The following is a 13,648-nucleotide window of genomic DNA, read 5'->3' as shown; positions in this document are numbered from 1 at the left end:
TTATCGCAGCGCGTGTCTCGGCCGTCGCTGCGACGTCCGGGCTACTGCGGCCAGGCGTCGGCCAGCATCTTGCGGGTGTCGGCCAGCAGCTGCGGCAGCACCTTCGTCTGTCCCACCACGGGCATGAAGTTGGTGTCGCCGCCCCAGCGCGGCACGACGTGCTGGTGCAGGTGGGCGGCGATGCCGGCACCGGCCACGGCGCCCTGGTTGAGGCCGATGTTGAAGCCGTGCGCGCCGGAGGCGGCCCGCAGCGCGGTCATCGCCCGCTTGGTGAACTCGGCCAGCTCCAGGGTCTCGGCCCGGTCCAGCTCGGTGTAGTCGGCCACGTGGCGGTACGGGACCGACATCAGGTGGCCGCCGTTGTACGGGTAGAGGTTGAGCACCGCGTACACGTGCTCGCCGCGGGCGATCACCAGCCCGTCCTCGTCCGACTTGGCCGGAATCGTGCAGAAGGGGCAGCCGTCCTCGGCGCCCGGTCCGGACGGTTTGTTCTCCCCCTGGATGTACGCCATCCGGTGGGGCGTCCACAGTCGCTGGAAGGCGTCCTGTGTCCCGACTCCGATCTGCTGCTCCGGCTCACTCGTCATGCGGGCCAGCATATTCCCCGGTCGCGCGGGCATGCGGCGAGGGGCGGCCCCGGACTCCGGGACCGCCCCTCGCTCAGAGCCGGGAGCTCACACCTGGACCCGGCGCTCCACCGCGTCCAGGATCTCGGCGATCGCCTGCGCCTTCGGGATGCCGTTCTTCTGCGACCCGTCGCGGTAGCGGAAGGACACCGCGCCGTTGGCGACGTCCTCGTCACCCGCGATGATCATGTACGGCACCTTGCTGCGCTGCGCGTTCCTGATCTTCTTCTGCATCCGGTCCGAGGAGGCGTCCACCTCGACCCGCAGCCCCTGCTTCTTGGCCTCGGCGGCGAACTCCTGGAGGTACGGGACGTGGTCGTCGCCGATCGGGATGCCGGTGGCCTGCACGGGGGCCAGCCACACCGGGAAGGCGCCCGCGTAGTGCTCCAGCAGCACCGCGAAGAACCGCTCGATGGAGCCGAACAGGGCGCGGTGGATCATCACCGGGCGCTGCTTGGAGCCGTCCGGCGCGGTGTACTCCAGGTCGAAGCGCTCCGGCAGGTTGAAGTCCAGCTGGACGGTCGACATCTGCCAGGTGCGGCCGATGGCGTCCTTGGTCTGCACCGAGATCTTCGGTCCGTAGAACGCGGCGCCGCCCGGGTCCGGGACCAGCGGCAGGCCCTGCTTCTCGGCGACCTTGCGCAGCGTCTCGGTGGCCTCTTCCCAGACCTCGTCCGAGCCGACGAACTTCTCCGGGTCCTTGGTGGACAGCTCCAGGTAGAAGTCGGTCAGGCCGTAGTCGCGCAGCAGGTCCAGGACGAAGGTGAGCGTGGCGTCCAGCTCGTCCGCCATCTGCTCCTTGGTGCAGTAGATGTGCGCGTCGTCCTGGGTGAAGCCGCGGGCGCGGGTCAGGCCGTGCACCACACCGGACTTCTCGTACCGGTACACGGTCCCGAACTCGAACAGACGCAGCGGCAGTTCGCGGTACGAGCGGCCGCGCGCGTCGAAGATCAGGTTGTGCATCGGGCAGTTCATGGGCTTGAGGTAGTAGTCCACGCCCTCGTCGAGCTGCATGGGCGGGTACATGCCGTCGGCGTACCAGTCCAGGTGGCCCGACTTCTCGAACAGCTTCCCCTTGGTGGCGTGCGGGGTGTAGACGAACTCGTAGTCCGCCTCCTCGTGGCGCCGCCGCGAGTAGTCCTCCATCACCCGGCGGATGATGCCGCCCTTGGGGTGGAAGACCGCCAGGCCCGAGCCGATGTCCTCCGGGATGGAGAACAGGTCCAGCTCAGCGCCCAGCTTGCGGTGGTCGCGCTTCTCGGCCTCGGCGAGGAACTCCAGGTACGCCTTGAGCTCGTCCTTGGTCGGCCACGCGGTGCCGTAGATGCGCTGGAGCTGCTTGTTCTTCTCACTGCCGCGCCAGTACGCGGCGGCCGAGCGCATCAGCTTGAAGGCCGGGATGACCCGGGTGCTGGGCAGGTGCGGGCCGCGGCACAGGTCCTTCCAGCACAGGTCGCCGCTCTTGGCGTCGAGGTTGTCGTAGATGGTCAGCTCACCGGCACCGACCTCGGCGGACGCACCCTCGGCGGCCTCCGCGGCGGAGCCCTTGAGGCCGATCAGCTCCAGCTTGTACGGCTCGCCGGCCAGCTCGGCGCGGGCGTCGTCGTCGCTCACCGCGCGCCGGGCGAACCGCTGCCCGCGCTTCTGGATCTCCTGCATCTTCTTCTCGATGCGCTTGAGGTCCTCGGGGGTGAACGGGGTCTCGACGTCGAAGTCGTAGTAGAAGCCGTCCTTGATGGGCGGGCCGATGCCCAGCTTCGCCTCCGGGAACAGCTCCTGCACGGCCTGCGCCATCACGTGCGCGGTGGAGTGGCGCAGAATGTTCAGGCCGTCCTCGCTGCCGATGTCGACGGGCTCGACCTCGTCGCCCTCGTTCAGCTCGTACGCCAGGTCCCTGAGCTGCCCGGCGACGCGGGCGGCGACGACGGAGCGCTCGCCCTGGAAGAGGTCGGCGGCCGTAGTGCCCGTGGTCACCACGCGTTCTTCCCGCTCGGAATCGCGTTGGATGGTCACACGGACGTCTGACACCGGTCTCTCCTGACTTCTCGGGCGCGACAGCGTTTGCTGCGCAGGCGAATCGTACCGAGGGACCGGCGGTCCTCGCGAAACGGTTATGGCGGGGCGGCGCGGTGGGGGGCTGGGGTTCCTGTGTCCTCAAGCGCCGGACGGGCTTGTGGGGGCTGGGCCCTTGGGGGCGGTTGGGCCGGGTGGGGGTGCGCGTTGTGCGCGATGGGTCCGGTGGTGGGGGCTCGGGGCCACACAGGGGTCACTCCTCGGCACCGTGTACGTCGCCCAGGGTGTGTTGGTGAGCCGGGGGCTCCCGGCTGCCTGCGGGGAGACCCCTGTATGTCCCCGAGCCCGCGCCGTTTGCGGCTATCCCGCCATCGTGGTGAGGAACAGCCACAGGCGGGGCCGAGCGCACCTCGCGCGCAGCGCGAGGAGGGGAGAGATGACTGGGCCGCCTTGCGAGGCTCACGTGCAAGCGGCATGACCCCCTACCCCGGCGTGCGCCTCACCATGTGGTCAGGGCTCACCAGGGTGATCGAAAAACTCCCCCAGCTGACCCGGACTCGCCGAACCGGCCGGCGGGGGCGTGTAGGGGGCCATCCCCGCAGGCAGCCGGGAGCCTTCGTTCACCAACGCACCCTGGGTGACGTACACGGTGCCGAGGAGTTGGCCCCCTGCGCGCCCCCGCCACCACCACCCAAGCAATGCGAGCCGCGCGTCAGCGCAAACCTCGCGCGAAGCGCGAACGAGCCCCCTCACTCCTCCGGCAACGGCAACGGCAACGGCCCCCCACAAGCCTCCTCAAAAAAGTCCAGATTCTCCTGGAGCGACTTCAGCAACCGATCCCGCTCCGCCTCGTCCACCTGAACAGGCGTGACATCCGACGCCCCCGTGATGCGGCGAAAGCCGCCCCGGCTCTCCAGCCGCCCGCTGACCCGGATCGGCAGGCCGACCAGATGGGCGTGCCCGGCGATGCGGTAGTCCTCCTCGTCGAGCGCGACCCGTACCTGGAGCACGTCGGCCCCGGACAGCACCCGCAGCCGCACCACGCCGGGGCCCCCGGGGCGCTCGCGCCGCAGCCGTACCACCGCGCCGGTGACCCGCACCGGCAGCGACGGCTCGTCGCGGACGTAGCGCTGGGCGGCCTGCTGGAGCGCGGGCAGGTCGCCGGGCGAGAACTCGACCGGTTCGGGCCGGGCGGCGAACCCCGGGGGCGGGCCCGCCCCCGGCGACCACTCCACCGAGATCCGCACCCCCTCCGCGTCCCGCACCAGCGAGATCAGCGCCTCCGCCAGCTCATGGCACACCCCCAGCTCCACGGCGGCGTCGAACGCCTCCATTCCGCCGGTCGCCCGCTGGTAGTCCGTGGCGTCCCGGGTCGCGTGCAGCGCGCGCTGGAGCCCGGCCACGGCCGCGCGGCCCGCCGCCACCGGCACGTACGCGGTCAGCCGCCGCCCGGCCGGCGCGGGCCCGACCAGCACGTCCGCCATGAAGGCCTCGGCCTTGCGCTTGTGCCGGGCGCCGTAGAAGCCCGCCCTGCCGTACGTGCCGAGCGCACCGGCCATCAGCATCGAGCGGGCCGCCGTACGCAGCTGCTCCTGCGCGACCCACGGGGTGCCGCCGATGCCGTCCTCCGGGACCTCGCGCTCCCAGCGCACTTCGTCGCTGGGCACCGCGAGCGCCGCCAGGACCTCGCGCGCGGACGGCGCGGCGCTGTGCGCGAGGGCAACCAGCGCCTCCGCGATCAAGTCGGTGCTGTCCGGAAACGTCCGGGTCTGCGGTACGAGCAGACTGGTGCTCCCGGCGGCTCCGCCGGGCGGCGTCCAGCGGGCGTAGTGGCCGGCGGCGCCTCCCCGCCGCCGCCAGCCGTGCCGCGCCAGCAGGGCGCCGAGCACCGCCGGATCCAGCTGTGCCGGGTCCGGAAGCCGGAACGCGTACTCGTCGGTCGGCCGGTGCATCAGGGTCTCCCTCCCGCCCCGACCCGCGTCATGATCTCGCAGAGCGCGCGGTCGTCGAAGATCCGCGTGGTCGGGATCCGCACGTTGGTCCTGCGCCGTCCGGTCACCTCATGGCCGGCCAGGTTGATCCAGTAGCAGCTGTGCCGCAGTTCGAGCCGGTCGTGGTCCGCCCGCAGCCAGTCCTCCTGGGTCCGCGGCACCAGCATCACGACCAGGATCTTGTGCACCGCCACGGGCGTCCGCGCGAGCTTCACCAGATGGGCGTTGTCCAGGGTGAAGGCGAAGCTCGCGCCGGGCGGCCGGGGGTCGACCTGGTACGTGCACTTCAACTGCACCTTGATGGTCACTTCGTCGTCGACGGCATGGCCGGGCGCGCCATGGCTGACGTGCCAGTCGATGCCGTTGTCCGGGAAAGGCTGGGCCAGCGAGCAGCCCGACGCGGCGGCCACCGCGTGAAGATAGCCCACCTGGAGCGTCTCCATACAGGCCGTGGTGGCGAGCGCGCCGCGCAGCGAAGCCGTGCGCGCGGGCACCAGTCCCCCGGGGTCGGGCTGCGCGAGCGTCATCGCTCAAGTGCCTTCCGGGCCGGGTCGTTCGAAGGGGCTGCCGTCGTGGCGGCGGCCCGTTGTGGTGTTCTTGTCCGTCTCAAGTGGTCAACAAACCAGGACGGTTCGACAACCGGAACCCTCGGGTATCACCAGGTCGGGTGGCCGCGTCGGCTCACCCGCCGCATGAGCGCGAGGAGTTGTGAAGATGCCGTGCTGGTACGACGGTCCGCTCGCTTCCTTCGACACCGAGACCACCGGGATCGACGTGGAGCGAGATCGCATCGTGTCCGCCGCCCTGGTCGTCCAGGAAACCCCGCGCAGCGTCCCCCGCGTCACCCGGTGGCTGGTCAATCCCGGTGTGCCGGTCCCCGAAGCGGCCACCGCCGTGCACGGCCTGACGGACGAACACCTCGCCCTGTACGGCCGCTGGCCGGCACCCGTCATGGAGGAGATAGCCCGCGCGCTGACCGACCAGTCGCTCGCCGGGCGGCCGCTCATCGTGATGAACGCGCCGTTCGACCTGACCCTTCTGGACCGTGAACTGCGGCGGCACCGCGCCGCCTCGCTCCCCCACTACCTGGGCGCCCACCCGCTGTCCGTGCTGGACCCGAGGGTGCTGGACAAGCACCTGGACCGCTATCGCAAGGGCCGCCGCACACTCACGGACCTGTGCGCGGAGTACGGGGTCGAGCTGACCGGAGCGCACGAGGCCGCCGCGGACGCCCTCGCCGCACTCCAGGTCGTACGGGCGCTGGGGCAGCGGTACGCGGAGCGGCTGGAGTCGCTGAGCCCGGCGCAGCTGCACACCCGGCAGGCCGTGTGGCACGCCGCACAGGCGCGCGGCCTGGAGGCGTGGTTCGCGCGCAACGGCACGGAGGAGGCGGTGGATCCGCACTGGCCGATGCGTCCGGATCTCCCGGCCGCCGCCTGAACGACGCAGCACGACGCCGTACGCCGGGCCCCTGCCGGGCGCCGGTGCGCCAACGCCGAGGGCCGGACTGCCTGTTGACAGTCCGGCCCTCGGTCCCGGTGGGCGATACTGGGTTCGAACCAGTGACCTCTTCGGTGTGAACGAAGCGCTCTCCCACTGAGCTAATCGCCCGGGTGTTTTCCGCTCCCGGGGTTTCCCCCGCGAACGACTCGAACAATACAGGCCGTCGGGCCTATTCATCAAATTCCCCGCCCGCGCATTCCGGTCCCCCTCAGTCTGGAGGCCAGGCCCCGGTGTCCGGCGCGCATCATCAGCGTGTGGTTGGCGACGAAGAACGGCCGGCCCGGCAGCGCGAGCCGGCGTAACGACGGCTTGCGCACCTCGACCTCCTGCTCGAAGACGGCGCACGTCCCACCGCCGGACGCGCCCACCGTCCAGCGCGCGAAGCCTTCCAGGTCGCCGCGCATCGCTATCTCCAGGACGCCGGTGGCCGGGTCGTGGCACGTCTCGGTCGCGGTCACGGTGAGGACGTACGGGAGCAGCGACCGGAAGCTGGCGGTGCCGCTGCGGTCGTCGACGCGGGTCACCCGACGCACTTGCGGCCACCACTGCGGATACGTTTCTGCGTCCTCCAGGGCGGCGAAGACCACCGGGGGCGGCGCGGCCAGCCGCCATTCGCTGCGGAAGCGGTACCGGTGCAGGACGTGCTGCCAGTCGACCATGCCCCTCAGTCTGCCGCCCGGCGGGGCACCGGGAGAACGACGACGGCCCGGAGGTCTGAAAACCTCCGGGCCGTCGTCCGGTGTGGGCGATACTGGGTTCGAACCAGTGACCTCTTCGGTGTGAACGAAGCGCTCTCCCGCTGAGCTAATCGCCCGGGCGCAGCGCCAACATTACCGCACGTCGCAGGGGTCTCGTGACCACCCGCGGGGACGGGCGGCACTCATCCGGCCGCGCGCCGGTCATTCACCCGTGTTCCACGGCAGCACGAGGCCGAACTTCCACAGGTACACGGCCAGCCCGGCCACGATGATCACGGCACCGACGCCGGTCAGGATGATGTTGCGGCGCCGCACCTTCGGGTCCAGGGCCTTCTGCGCGGCCTCGGTGACCTTGCGCTTGGTCCAGCGCAGCACCAGCTGGGCCCAGACGAACTCGGTCGCCCAGATCGCCATGCCCGCGAAGATCACCAGCCAGCCCGGTCCGGGCAGCGGCAGCATGATGATGCCGCCGACGACCACCGCGAGGCCGACGATGAATATGCCGGCCTGCCAGCTCAGGTGCAGGGGCCGGGAACGCTTGATGAAGTGCGGCGCCCGGGAGCCGAGTCGCTGTTCCACGTCCGCAGTCTCCCCCGCGGCACCCTCTTGTGCAGCCGGGGCCGCCGCGGCGGCGGTGATCCCGACTCCCCCGTTACTCTCCGTATTCATGCGGCCCAACTTACCCGACGGACGACGGTCACCGGAATGGCCGCCGAGGAGGATTGGCAACTCCGCCGTAAGAGGTACCGGAAGTCACCCAAAACCCTCAGAGGGGTTTACAACGGCACCGTAGGTGGCATGTCGATTTCGCCGACGTGCGAATCCCCGAGCGCACACTGAGCGAAAGGCCCTGGCGCTTATGAACACCACGGTCAGCTGCGAGCTGCACCTGCGCCTCGTTGTGTCGAGCGAGTCGTCACTGCCTGTACCCGCGGGCCTGCGGTATGACACGGCCGATCCCTATGCCGTGCACGCGACCTTCCACACCGGAGCCGAGGAAACCGTCGAGTGGGTCTTCGCCCGCGACCTCCTCGCCGAGGGCCTGCACCGGCCCACGGGCACCGGAGACGTCCGCGTATGGCCGTCCCGGAGCCACGGACAGGGCGTTGTCTGCATCGCCCTGAGCTCCCCGGAAGGCGAGGCCCTCCTGGAAGCCCCGGCGCGGGCCCTGGAGTCGTTCCTGAAGAGGACCGACGCGGCGGTTCCACCCGGTACGGAGCACCGGCACTTCGATCTCGACACGGAGCTCTCCCACATCCTCGCGGAGAACTGAAAGGCGGCGCAGCAGCCCATCGCAGCCATCCACCGCACCGAACCGCTCACACCTGCACCGTCCGACTCGGGGCGACGGCACAGGACCGACAAGTTCATACGGCACGAGCCGGCGCCGTCGCCGCGGACCCACCGCGGAGACGGCGCCGAGGCTTGTTGGACGCGCTAGAGTCGGCGACCATTCGGCAAGGACACCGGGGGCGGCGCCGTCCGACCCCACCCGGCCAGGGAGCGAAACCGTGATGATCACCCACGACACCCGGTGCGCGCTCGACGCGGTCGTCGACCTGTTGAACACCGCCCCGGAGGGCGACGCCCCCGGCGCCACCGACAGCCTGACCGACCTCGCGGCGCTGCAGGCGTTCGTCACGCGGAACGCGATCAGCGACGTGGGCACGCTCGGCGACCGTGACCTGGCCTCCGTACGGGCCGTACGGACCCGCTTCGCCGACGTCTTCGCGGCGCCGGACGACCGGACGGCCGCCGAGCGGCTCAACGACCTGGTCGCGGCGGCCGGCACCACACCGCGGCTGACCGACCACGACGGCTACGACTGGCACGTGCACTACTTCGCGCCCGGCGCCTCGGTCGCCGAGCACCTGGCGGCGGACGGCGGCATGGCGCTGGCGTTCCTGGTGGTCGCCGGGGAGCGGGAGCGGCTGCGGCACTGCGAGGCGCCGGACTGCCGGTTCGCCTTCGTGGACCTGTCCCGCAACCGTTCGCGCCGCTACTGCGACAGCCGTACGTGCGGCAACCGGCTGCACGTCGCGGCCTACCGGGCGCGCCGCCGCGAAGCCACCCGCTGACGGTACGGCCCGGGCCCGCCCGGATCGTCGCCCCCTCGTCCGGCCTCACAGGACGAGGAGGTCGTGCAGGGCGCCGATGAGCAGCAGGGCGGCGATGAAGGTGAGGAAGAGCATCAGCGGCGGCTGGGACAACGCGAAAAGACAGCCACGCGGTTCGGGGGCCGGGGGGTCCGCCGCTGTGACGGCGGGGTCCCGGGGAAGGGCGCACTCGTCGTTCATCTCGCGCCGATGATGGCGCAGACGATCAGGCGGGAAGGCCCGGATCACCCGTCAGAGCCAGGAGTTCACCAGATCCCGTGCACTTCCGTGATCGCTACGGTGTCCGAGGGGTCACCCGCAGGGAGCGTGCGGCACCCGCCGTGCAGCGCCTCCGGCGGCCCGCCTCCCGGGCCCGGCCGCCGTGCGGCTCCGGATGATCCCGCGCGCGTTCAGATCCCGTGCTTCTTCAGGATGGCCTCGATGTCGGAGAAGTCCTCCTCCGGCGCGCCGCTCCGGCCCTTGGCCTGGGCCGCGGGCTGCGGGGACCGCGTGCCCGCGCCGAGCGACGGGGCGGACGCCTTGGGCGCCACGGCGGCCGGGCCCTGCTGCCGGGCCGCGGCGCGGCGCTCCTTGCGGCTGCCGCCGGCCTTGAGGGAGTGCCGCTCGGCCATCCTCGCGATCATGAACAGCACGACCGAGAGCGCCAGCACCCCGAAGCCCGCCCAGACCACGGGCTTGAAGACCACACCGGTCAGCCAGTCGATGACGCCGGTCATCGCCAGGCCCACGGGGACCAGCGAGACGGCCGCGATACGGGTCGCCGCCAGGAACCGCTTGCGGTAGGCGGTCAGCGCGGCGATGCCCAGGCCCGCCACCGACACCACGGTACAGATGGTCGAGCTCAGCATCCCCGGTCCTCCTGCCGATCGGTTCTCGTCCTCCGTCGCGCCCGGCCCGCTCTCCCGCGAGGCGGCAGCGCGACGCCCCTCTTGCCCTGCTCTGCCTCCATCCTGCCTCCTTCCGGGCGCCCAGGGCCACGATCCGGAGCAGGCTCAGGGACATCTAGGGGTCCGGCTCCTCCGCAGGTGCCGGTCCGGCTCCGCGGGTGCCGGTTCGGCCGGGGTGCCGCGGGCTGGGAGACTGGGCGCATGAACGACGCCACGACCTCCGGTTCCGCCCGCCCCGTCGTCCTCGACGTGTGGTGCGAGCTGCAGTGCCCGGACTGCACCGCCGCACTCGACGACCTGCGGGCCCTGCGCGAGCACTACGGGGACCGGCTGGACATCCGGCTGCGCCACTTCCCGCTGGCCAAGCACCAGCACGCCTACGCCGCCGCCCAGGCCGCCGAGGAAGCCATGGAGCAGGGCAAGGGCCGGCCGTTCGTGGAGGCCGTCCTGGCCCGTACGGAGGAGCTGGGCGCCAAGGGCGAGCAGCTGCTGCTCGCGGTGGCCGGTGAACTGGGCCTCGACGCGGAGGAGATGGACACCGCGCTCATCGACGGCCGGCACCTGCTGGCCGTGGACGCCGATCAGGCGGAGGGCAAGGCGATCGGCGTGACCGGCACGCCCACGTACACGATCGGCGGGGAGCTGCTGGACGGCAGCAAGAGCCAGGACGGCCTGCGCGAGCGCATCACGGAGATCGCCGACCGGCTGCTGGCCGGGCAGGGCTGACCCGGCCCGCGCCGCGCCGGGCGGGGGCAGGTCGGGCCGCCCGCTCAGAGCAGGAGCTTGTGCAGGGAGTATTCGGTCGGCCGGTAGCCCAGGGTCTCGTAGAGACCGCGGGCCCTCGGGTTGTCCACGTAGACGTTGAGCCCCAGGACGGTGCGGCCCGCGTCCAGGGTGTCCCGCTCGGCGACCAGCATGAGCGTCCGGCCGTGCCCGCGTCCGCGGTGCTCCGGTGCCACCCGGATGTCCATGACATAGCCGCCGGGCCGGGCCGGGTGGTACGTCGTGGTCCAGACCGTCCCGACATCGATTCCCTCGTGGGCCAGCACGCGCAGCGACTGGTGCGCGGTGGCCGGCCCGTCCGGGAGCAGCGTCGCGTGGTCCTGCTCCGCGTTGCGCTCCGCGCGCTCGCGCGGCATCCCGTTGCCCACCTTCGCTTCGACGTAGGTGGTGACCGCCGCGGCCAGCCAGGCCGGGTACTCCTGCGCGCCGAGCGGCCGCACGGCACTGCCCGCGGGAAGTCCGGGCGGTGCGGCGAGCTCCTTGAGCATCCGGCGGCTGTGCTCCGTGTAGCCGAGGGCGGCGGCCAGCCGCAGGGCCGGCTCCGCGTCGGCCGGCACGTCCAGCGAGACCCGCCGGCAGCCCCAGCCGCGCAGCACCTCCTCGGCGGCGAGGGCCGCGACGGTGCCGCGGCCGCGGTGCCGGTCGCGTTCGTCGATGTGCAGGTCCGCGATGCGCCCGGCGGACAGGCCCAGCCGGGCGTCGACGGCCAGAGTTATCCGGCCCACCGGGCGGCTGTTGACACAGACTTCGTACGTACGGGCCCGGCCGCCGTCGTCGCGTCGTTCCTCGGGGCCGGCGGGGCGCAGCGTAGTGGTCACGCTGGCTTTCTACCCGGTTTTCCGGGCGTACGTCATCAGCGCGGGTCGAAGTCGGCGGCGGCGCGTTCAGCGAAGACCCGCATCGCCTCGGCGGTCAACGGCCCGGGCGTGTCACCCAGTTGGCGTCCGTCGACCCGGGTGACGGCCTGCACGTCGCGGAGCGTGGAGGTCAGGAAGATTTCGTCGGCGCGCTCCAGGACGTCCAGCGGCAGGTCGGTCTCCTTGGCGCCGGTCCACTCGACGGCAAGGGCGCGGGTGATGCCCGCCAGGCAGCCGGAGGACAGCGGCGGGGTGTGCAGCACGCCGTCCAGGGCGACGAAGACGTTGGAGCCGGTGCCCTCGCAGAGCTGCCCGACGGTGTTGCCGAAGAGCGCCTCGGAGGCGCCCTTCGCGCGGGCGCGGGCTAGCGCGACGACGTTCTCCCCGTAGGAGGTGCTCTTCAGGCCCGCCAGCGCGCCGCGCTCGTTACGGGTCCAGGGGACGGTGACGACCGTGGTGGTGTCGGGGCGGCGCGGCGCCTCGCCGAGCGCGACGACCAGTGTGGGGGCCGCCTCGCCGCGGTCCGAGCCGAGGGGCGAGAGGCCGCCGGTATACGTGATGCGCAGCCGGCCGAGCGGTACGGGACCGGCCTCCAGGACGGCCGCGCAGGCGCGCCGAATCTCGTCGTGGTCGGGGTCGGGGAGGCCGAGGCCGCGGGCGGAGGCGGTGAGCCGGTCCAGGTGGCGGGTGAGGGCGAAGGCCCGCCCGTCGACGGTCCGCAGCGTCTCGAAGACGCCGTCGCCGACCGTCAGGCCGTGGTCGAGGACCGAGACCCGGGCGCCCTCGGCGTCGCGCAGCTCTCCGTCGAGCCAGATCTTCATGGTCGTGTCCCTCCGCCGCTCGGCTCGTGCAGGCCCGACGCTACCGCCAGCAGTCTGCGGGCCTTCAGCTCGGTCTCGTCCCACTCCCCCTCGGGGTCCGAGCCCCAGGTGATGCCCGCTCCGGCGCCGAAGCGCAGCACCGGCCCCTCGGGGGCCGCGCGGTCGATCCAGAACGTACGGATGCCCACCGCCAGCTCACCGGTGCCGCGGTCGGCGTCCACCCAGCCGATGCCGCCGCAGTACGGGCCGCGGGGCGCGGTCTCCAGTTCCTCGATGACGCGCTGCGACGCGAGCTTCGGGGCGCCGGTGATGGAGCCCGCCGGGAAGGTGGCGTCGAAGAGGTCCGCCCAGCCGGTCTTCTCGTGCTCCTCCGCCAGCTCGCCGCGCACGGTGGAGACGAGATGGACCAGACCGGGGTGCGCCTCGATCGCGCAGAGTGCCGGGACGGTGACGGACCCGGTGCGGCAGACCTGGCCGAGGTCGTTGCGGACCAGGTCGACGATCATCACGTTCTCCGCCCGGTCCTTGTCCCGCAGGTCCTCGGGCACCCGGCCGGTGCCCTTGATGGGGCCGGACTCGACGGTGCGCCCGGAGCGGCGCAGGAACAGTTCGGGGGAAGCGGTGGCGACCTCGGTGCCGTGTGCGGGGAGGCGGACCGTGCCCGCGTACGGGGCCGGGTTGCCGCGGGCCAGGACGGCGGACAGCGCGTCGACGTCGGCGCGTGCGGGATCCGGCAGCGGCGCGCTGAGAATCCGGCAGAGGTTCACCTGATAGACCTCGCCGGCGGCTATGTGGGCGCGTATGCGCCGTACGCCCTCGATGTAGGCGGCGCGGTCCAGCGAACTGCGCCAGTCCCCGGGGGCCGGGCCCCGCCAGCGGGCGGGGTCGGGTGGGGGCGCCGCCCGGTCCTCCCGTACGTCCCCGAAGCGCGCGCAGAGCAGACCGCCCTCGTAGTCGGCGACGACGGCCCACCACCCCGCCGAGTCCAGGGCCTCTGGATCACGGGTGACATCGCGCAGGTCAGTGGCTGTACGGCCGCCGAAACGGGCCAGCGGAGGGAGGTCGTTCACGCCATCGAGTCTATGGCTGGGGCCCGGCGCCCGCCCCGATCGGGCGAGCAGCGCAGCACGCTGCACAAACGCGTTTTTGTACTGGCCCAGGAATCCGCTAGAGTTCAACACGTCGCCGGGACGCGGAAGCGAAACGGAGACGCGGTTCCTCCCCGGACCTGGTCCGGAAAGGCGCCTGCGGACGTAGCTCAGTTGGTAGAGCACCACCTTGCCAAGGTGGATGTCGCGAGTTCGAGTCTCGTCGTCCGCTCGAAGTGGGGGATCTTCCCGACCCCCGCACTC

At 71.9% G+C, this 13,648-nt stretch carries 15 protein-coding genes and 3 tRNA genes; 5 read left to right on the top strand and 13 right to left on the bottom strand.

Translation table 11 applies throughout. The features are described 5' to 3' along the window. Positions 1-41: 41 nt before the first annotated feature. The 4 genes from OEIGOIKO_RS34695 to OEIGOIKO_RS34680 all read right to left on the bottom strand — a co-directional run bounded on the left by OEIGOIKO_RS34695 (position 42) and on the right by OEIGOIKO_RS34680 (position 5,157). A complete protein-coding gene (locus OEIGOIKO_RS34695) occupies positions 42-599 on the bottom strand; it encodes an HIT family protein (protein ID WP_030999463.1) in 558 nt (185 codons plus the stop codon). 75 nt (positions 600-674) lie between these two features. Beyond that, complete coding sequence (gene thrS / locus OEIGOIKO_RS34690) at positions 675-2,654, bottom strand: threonine--tRNA ligase (RefSeq protein ID WP_125057351.1); 1,980 nt, start codon at positions 2,652-2,654, stop codon at positions 675-677. Between the two features lie 734 nt (positions 2,655-3,388). Next, complete coding sequence (locus tag OEIGOIKO_RS34685; protein ID WP_125057350.1) at positions 3,389-4,591, bottom strand: hypothetical protein; 1,203 nt, start codon at positions 4,589-4,591, stop codon at positions 3,389-3,391. Next, positions 4,591-5,157: a DUF4365 domain-containing protein gene (locus OEIGOIKO_RS34680; protein WP_125057349.1), complete on the bottom strand. Its 567-nt coding sequence runs from the start codon at positions 5,155-5,157 to the stop codon at positions 4,591-4,593. The genes OEIGOIKO_RS34685 and OEIGOIKO_RS34680 overlap by 1 nt, the downstream gene beginning before the upstream one ends. Before the next feature lie 187 nt (positions 5,158-5,344). Between OEIGOIKO_RS34680 and OEIGOIKO_RS34675 the strand changes: the two genes are divergently transcribed. Continuing rightward, positions 5,345-6,070: a 3'-5' exonuclease gene (locus OEIGOIKO_RS34675; RefSeq protein WP_125057348.1), complete on the top strand. Its 726-nt coding sequence runs from the start codon at positions 5,345-5,347 to the stop codon at positions 6,068-6,070. A 99-nt stretch (positions 6,071-6,169) separates the two neighbouring features. On the opposite strand, the gene OEIGOIKO_RS34670 is transcribed toward OEIGOIKO_RS34675, so the two are convergent. The 4 genes from OEIGOIKO_RS34670 to OEIGOIKO_RS34655 all read right to left on the bottom strand — a co-directional run bounded on the left by OEIGOIKO_RS34670 (position 6,170) and on the right by OEIGOIKO_RS34655 (position 7,500). Next, positions 6,170-6,241, bottom strand: a tRNA-Val gene (locus OEIGOIKO_RS34670). A gap of 68 nt (positions 6,242-6,309) precedes the next feature. Continuing rightward, positions 6,310-6,792, bottom strand: coding sequence for an SRPBCC family protein (locus tag OEIGOIKO_RS34665; RefSeq protein ID WP_125057347.1), 483 nt, complete (start codon positions 6,790-6,792; stop codon positions 6,310-6,312). Between the two features lie 83 nt (positions 6,793-6,875). Continuing rightward, a tRNA-Val gene (locus tag OEIGOIKO_RS34660) sits at positions 6,876-6,947 on the bottom strand. Between the two features lie 85 nt (positions 6,948-7,032). Then, the gene (locus tag OEIGOIKO_RS34655) at positions 7,033-7,500 is read right to left on the bottom strand and encodes a TIGR02611 family protein (protein WP_125057346.1); all 468 of its coding nucleotides are present in this window, start codon (positions 7,498-7,500) and stop codon (positions 7,033-7,035) included. A 190-nt stretch (positions 7,501-7,690) separates the two neighbouring features. Here OEIGOIKO_RS34655 and OEIGOIKO_RS34650 point away from each other — a divergent pair, with 190 nt between their 5' ends. Further along, complete coding sequence (locus OEIGOIKO_RS34650; RefSeq protein WP_003987206.1) at positions 7,691-8,104, top strand: SsgA family sporulation/cell division regulator; 414 nt, start codon at positions 7,691-7,693, stop codon at positions 8,102-8,104. 238 nt (positions 8,105-8,342) lie between these two features. Continuing rightward, positions 8,343-8,909, top strand: a complete 567-nt coding sequence (locus OEIGOIKO_RS34645; protein ID WP_030999476.1) for a CGNR zinc finger domain-containing protein — start codon at positions 8,343-8,345, stop codon at positions 8,907-8,909. Between the two features lie 45 nt (positions 8,910-8,954). Here the strand turns inward: OEIGOIKO_RS34645 and OEIGOIKO_RS41920 are convergent, their stop codons facing one another. After that, a complete protein-coding gene (locus tag OEIGOIKO_RS41920) occupies positions 8,955-9,128 on the bottom strand; it encodes a hypothetical protein (protein WP_170251945.1) in 174 nt (57 codons plus the stop codon). A gap of 209 nt (positions 9,129-9,337) precedes the next feature. Continuing rightward, complete coding sequence (locus OEIGOIKO_RS34640; protein ID WP_125057345.1) at positions 9,338-9,796, bottom strand: hypothetical protein; 459 nt, start codon at positions 9,794-9,796, stop codon at positions 9,338-9,340. A gap of 240 nt (positions 9,797-10,036) precedes the next feature. Between OEIGOIKO_RS34640 and OEIGOIKO_RS34635 the strand changes: the two genes are divergently transcribed. Next, entirely contained in the window at positions 10,037-10,561 is a 525-nt protein-coding gene (locus OEIGOIKO_RS34635; protein ID WP_125057344.1) for a DsbA family protein, read from the top strand. 44 nt (positions 10,562-10,605) lie between these two features. Here OEIGOIKO_RS34635 and OEIGOIKO_RS34630 read toward each other — a convergent pair whose 3' ends face one another. The 3 genes from OEIGOIKO_RS34630 to OEIGOIKO_RS34620 are packed head-to-tail and all read right to left on the bottom strand — an operon-like array spanning position 10,606 to position 13,366. Then, positions 10,606-11,436, bottom strand: a complete 831-nt coding sequence (locus tag OEIGOIKO_RS34630) for a GNAT family N-acetyltransferase (protein ID WP_125057343.1) — start codon at positions 11,434-11,436, stop codon at positions 10,606-10,608. Positions 11,437-11,471: 35 nt separating this feature from the next. Beyond that, positions 11,472-12,296 (bottom strand): aminotransferase class IV, encoded by an 825-nt coding sequence (locus tag OEIGOIKO_RS34625; protein ID WP_125057342.1) that lies wholly within the window; start codon positions 12,294-12,296, stop codon positions 11,472-11,474. Then, positions 12,293-13,366 carry a chorismate-binding protein gene (locus OEIGOIKO_RS34620; RefSeq protein ID WP_170251944.1) on the bottom strand — a complete coding sequence of 358 codons (1,074 nt, stop codon included), beginning with the start codon at positions 13,364-13,366 and terminating at the stop codon, positions 12,293-12,295. Before OEIGOIKO_RS34620 ends, OEIGOIKO_RS34625 begins: the two co-directional genes overlap by 4 nt. A gap of 177 nt (positions 13,367-13,543) precedes the next feature. Between OEIGOIKO_RS34620 and OEIGOIKO_RS34615 the strand changes: the two genes are divergently transcribed. Continuing rightward, positions 13,544-13,616: transfer RNA gene (locus tag OEIGOIKO_RS34615), tRNA-Gly, on the top strand. Positions 13,617-13,648 lie beyond the last annotated feature (32 nt).

Source organism: Streptomyces paromomycinus (genome assembly GCF_003865155.1).
In the GTDB taxonomy this organism is placed as follows: Bacteria; Actinomycetota; Actinomycetes; order Streptomycetales; family Streptomycetaceae; genus Streptomyces; species Streptomyces chrestomyceticus.
Note: the sequence above shows the minus strand (reverse complement) of the source record. Positions and strands in the feature narration are given on the sequence as shown.

What these genes read in the sequence shown, in the direction of transcription:
- OEIGOIKO_RS34695 (WP_030999463.1), bottom strand. Translation starts at nt 599, where the DNA reads ATGCTGGCCCGCATGACGAGTGAGCCGGAGCAGCAGATCGGAGTCGGG.
- OEIGOIKO_RS34685 (WP_125057350.1), bottom strand. Translation starts at nt 4,591, where the DNA reads ATGCACCGGCCGACCGACGAGTACGCGTTCCGGCTTCCGGACCCGGCA.
- OEIGOIKO_RS34680 (WP_125057349.1), bottom strand. Translation starts at nt 5,157, where the DNA reads ATGACGCTCGCGCAGCCCGACCCCGGGGGACTGGTGCCCGCGCGCACG.
- OEIGOIKO_RS34675 (WP_125057348.1), top strand. Translation starts at nt 5,345, where the DNA reads ATGCCGTGCTGGTACGACGGTCCGCTCGCTTCCTTCGACACCGAGACC.
- OEIGOIKO_RS34665 (WP_125057347.1), bottom strand. Translation starts at nt 6,792, where the DNA reads ATGGTCGACTGGCAGCACGTCCTGCACCGGTACCGCTTCCGCAGCGAA.
- OEIGOIKO_RS34655 (WP_125057346.1), bottom strand. Translation starts at nt 7,500, where the DNA reads ATGAATACGGAGAGTAACGGGGGAGTCGGGATCACCGCCGCCGCGGCG.
- OEIGOIKO_RS34650 (WP_003987206.1), top strand. Translation starts at nt 7,691, where the DNA reads ATGAACACCACGGTCAGCTGCGAGCTGCACCTGCGCCTCGTTGTGTCG.
- OEIGOIKO_RS41920 (WP_170251945.1), bottom strand. Translation starts at nt 9,128, where the DNA reads ATGAACGACGAGTGCGCCCTTCCCCGGGACCCCGCCGTCACAGCGGCG.
- OEIGOIKO_RS34640 (WP_125057345.1), bottom strand. Translation starts at nt 9,796, where the DNA reads ATGCTGAGCTCGACCATCTGTACCGTGGTGTCGGTGGCGGGCCTGGGC.
- OEIGOIKO_RS34635 (WP_125057344.1), top strand. Translation starts at nt 10,037, where the DNA reads ATGAACGACGCCACGACCTCCGGTTCCGCCCGCCCCGTCGTCCTCGAC.
- OEIGOIKO_RS34625 (WP_125057342.1), bottom strand. Translation starts at nt 12,296, where the DNA reads ATGAAGATCTGGCTCGACGGAGAGCTGCGCGACGCCGAGGGCGCCCGG.